Annotated in this window: 4 protein-coding genes; 2 read left to right on the forward strand and 2 right to left on the reverse strand. The window is 67.0% G+C overall.

Going from position 1 to position 3450, the window contains the following annotated elements:
- Positions 1–98: 98 nt before the first annotated feature.
- On the reverse strand, positions 99–395 hold the full coding sequence (locus tag ACQKJZ_RS18605; protein ID WP_427733093.1) for a (2Fe-2S) ferredoxin domain-containing protein: 297 nt from the start codon (positions 393–395) through the stop codon (positions 99–101).
- Positions 392–931, reverse strand: a complete 540-nt coding sequence (locus ACQKJZ_RS18610; RefSeq protein WP_427733095.1) for a J domain-containing protein — start codon at positions 929–931, stop codon at positions 392–394. Before ACQKJZ_RS18610 ends, ACQKJZ_RS18605 begins: the two co-directional genes overlap by 4 nt.
- Before the next feature lie 200 nt (positions 932–1131).
- Between ACQKJZ_RS18610 and ACQKJZ_RS18615 the strand changes: the two genes are divergently transcribed.
- Both ACQKJZ_RS18615 and ACQKJZ_RS18620 read left to right on the forward strand, forming a co-directional pair.
- On the forward strand, positions 1132–2712 hold the full coding sequence (locus tag ACQKJZ_RS18615; RefSeq protein ID WP_427733097.1) for a SulP family inorganic anion transporter: 1581 nt from the start codon (positions 1132–1134) through the stop codon (positions 2710–2712).
- Positions 2709–3347 carry a carbonic anhydrase gene (locus tag ACQKJZ_RS18620; protein WP_427733100.1) on the forward strand — a complete coding sequence of 213 codons (639 nt, stop codon included), beginning with the start codon at positions 2709–2711 and terminating at the stop codon, positions 3345–3347. The genes ACQKJZ_RS18615 and ACQKJZ_RS18620 overlap by 4 nt, the downstream gene beginning before the upstream one ends.
- Positions 3348–3450 lie beyond the last annotated feature (103 nt).

Below are 3450 nucleotides of genomic sequence, written 5' to 3' on the forward strand. Positions count from 1 at the left end.
CGACTTCGCTCAGGCTGAACGGCGGTTGGTGAATGGAAAGCGTCCCTCGCTCCGCTCAGCCTGAGCGAAGTCGAAGGCCACGCCCGAACGCCCGCCCGTCAACCACCCCGCCCCAGCCGCGCCGCGATCGCCTCGACATCCTCGTCCGGCGTCACGACCAGCCATTCGCCGGGCTTTCGCCCATCGACCAGCGTCACCGCGTTCTTCGGGCAGAGGCCGAGGCATTTCGTCTCGACCACCCCGACCGAAGCCTTGCGCCCCTTGCCGAAGATCCGCTTGAGCGCCTTGGCTAGCGAGGTCTTGCCCTTCGGCCCAAACCCGCCGCCGACCTTTTTCGAGCATTTGCCGCAGACCAGGACCGTCGCTTCCCATTCCGCCTTGGCGCGGCGGATCATTCGGGCTTCCAGCTCCGCCGTTCCTCGGCGGCGCGCAGGACTTCATAGGCCGCCTGCACCTGCTGGAATTTCGTCGCCGCCTCGGGGTCGTTGGGGCGGATGTCGGGATGGTTCGCCTTGGCCAGCCCGCGCCACGTCGCGCGGATCAGGTCGAACTCGGCGTCCGGCTCGAGGCCCAGCGCGTCGAGCGCGCGCATCTCGTCGCGCGAGCGGCTACCGTCGCCCGGCCCCGCCCAGGCCTGATGCTTGGACTGGGCATAGCCGGCGCTCGTCCGCCGCTCCGACGCCTCGCGCGCCGCCGCTTCCTCGGCGCTCAGGCCCTGAAAATAGTCCCAGCCCCGGTTATATTCGGCGGCATGCGTCTCGCAGAAATACCAGCGGTCGGGGCTGTTGGGCGATTTGGGGGCCGGGCAATTGCCCGGCTGGTCGCAGCCATGCCGGTCGCAGATACGCACCGGCTTGGCCTCGCGCGACGCGCCATAGCTGCGCCACCGCGGAAAGCCCCAGTCATTGGATCGTGTAGAAGATCGCGCCACTGGGCCGATTTAGGCGACTTGGCCCGGCGCGCAAGCACCACCGGCACGCTTTCGCGCCAAGGGGCCCGTAAATGCACGATATGATGGCATGATTTGACGGGCTTGACCGACGGCCGGCGGCTCATTCATGACATAAGCGTCATCATATGGTCATGTCCGAATCGGGCATATGATGACCCACTCATTCTTATGGAGCCCGTGTGGCCGACAGCCGTTCCTTCCTGGCCACCGCAAGAGCGGACGTGCCGGCGTCGATCGTGGTGGCGCTCGTCGCCCTGCCACTATGTCTGGGTATCGCGGTCGCCTCGGGCGCACCGCCCTTCGCCGGGATGATCGCCGGCATCGTCGGGGGGCTGGTCGTCGGCTTCCTGTCCAGATCGCCGCTGTCCGTGTCCGGCCCCGCCGCCGGCCTGACCGTGATCGTGTTCGAAGCGATCGAGCGGCTGCCCAGTTTCCAGGTCTTCCTGCTGGCGGTCATGCTGGCCGGCGTGTTGCAGCTTGCCTTCTCCTTTACCCGCGCGGGCGTGCTGGCCGAGTTCGTGCCCTCGGCCGTCATCACCGGCATGCTGGCCGCGATCGGCCTGATCCTGATCCTGAAGCAGGTGCCGCACGCCATCGGCTATGACGGCGATTTCGAGGGCAGCTTCGAATATGCCAGCCGCGCCGGCGGCAATACCTTCACCGATCTGTGGACCAGCGTCAGCCAGGACATCGCCCCCGGCGCGGTGCTGATCGGCGCGGTGTCGCTCGCCTTCCTGTTCTGGTGGGATCACGCCAAGCCCAAGCAGGGCCCGCTGCGGCTGCTGCCCGGGCCGCTGGTCGTGGTCGTCATCGGCGTGGTCGGCAACATGCTGCTCGGCGCGTTCCAGCCCGCATGGCAATTGGCGGGCAGCCATCTGGTGCGCGTGCCCGTCGCCGGCGGCGCCTCGGAGTTTCTCGGCCAGTTCCAGCTGCCCGACTTCTCGGCGATCGGCACCGGCGCGGTGTGGACCACCGCGATCACGCTGGCGATCGTCGCCAGCCTGGAGTCGCTCTTGAGCGTGAAGGCGGTCGACGAGCTCGATCCGCGCCGCCGCACCACCGACAAGAATTGGGAGCTGATGGCGCAAGGTGGCGGCAACATCGTCTCGGGCCTGCTGGGCGGCCTGCCCGTCACCTCGGTGATCGTCCGCTCCTCGGCCAATGTCGATGCCGGGGCCGAGAGCAAGATGTCGGCGATGCTGCACGCCACCTGGCTGCTACTGTCGGTCGCGCTGATTCCGGTCCTGCTCAACCAGATTCCGCTGGCCGCACTCGCCGCCGTGCTGATCGCCACCGGCTACAAGCTGTGCAAGCCCAAGCTGTTCACCGAGCGGTTCAAGCAGGGGTGGAGCCAGTTCATCCCCTTTATCGTCACCATCCTGGCGATCCTGCGCACCGACCTGCTGATCGGGATCGTGGTCGGGCTGGTCGTCGGCTTCGTCTTCGTCGTGGCGCGCAATTTCCGTCCGGCGCTGACCTATGCCTATGACGATGGCGACTGCCTGATCCGGGCGCGGCGCAACCTGTACTTCATCCACAAGTACGAGCTGCAGAAGTCGCTCGCCAAGGTGCCGGACGGCGCCAACCTGCTGATCGACCTGTCCTCGACCTCCTATGTCGATCTCGACAATGTCGACATCATCAACGCCTTCATCAAGGGCGCCGACTATCGCGGGATCAGCGTCATCGTGCGCGGCGACATCGCCGAGCGGACCGCCCCGCTGATCAATGCCCCATCGACGGGAGTGCGCTACGCATGAGGGAATATAAGCAGCTGCTGCTCGCCAATAAGGCCTGGGCGACCGAACTCCTCGAGGAGAAGACCGACTTCTTCCAGCGCCAGACGGTGGGGCAGAAGCCCGACTTTCTGTGGATCGGCTGTTCCGACAGCCGGGTGACGCCCGAGCAGATGACGATGACGCCGCCGGGTGGCATGTTCCTCCACCGCAACATCGCCAATCTCGTCCATGACGACGACCTGAACCTGTTGTCGGTCGTGCAATATGCGGTCGACGTGCTGAAGGTCCGCCATGTCATCCTGTGCGGCCATCACGGCTGTGGCGGCGTGCTCGCCACGCTGAACGGCGGGACGGAGGGGCCGGTCGACCGGTGGCTGGGCAATGCCCGCGAGGTGCTGCACCGCCACCGGGACGAGATCGCGGCGCAGCCCGACGAGGGTGCCAAGGTCAACCGCCTGGTCGAGGTGAACGTGATGGAACAGCTGCGCCACCTCGCGCGGCTGGACACGATCCAGACGGCCTTTGCCGAGGGTCGCGAGCTATGGCTGCACGGCTGGGTCTACGACATCCGCGACGGTCATATCAAAACCCTGCTGGAGATCGACGCGACCACCGATCTCGACGGGATCGAGCGGCCGGGCAAGGTGCTGGTCTGACCGGGCGGGCCGGGCCGCCCGATCGCGGCCCGGCCATCGCCGCCGGTCTCAGCCCGGCAGCTGGAAGCACACGCCGGTGACGCTCGCGCCGCAGCCCAGCCCG

This window comes from Sphingomonas sp. NPDC019816 (genome assembly GCF_050274375.1).
Lineage (GTDB): Bacteria > Pseudomonadota > Alphaproteobacteria > Sphingomonadales > Sphingomonadaceae > Sphingomonas.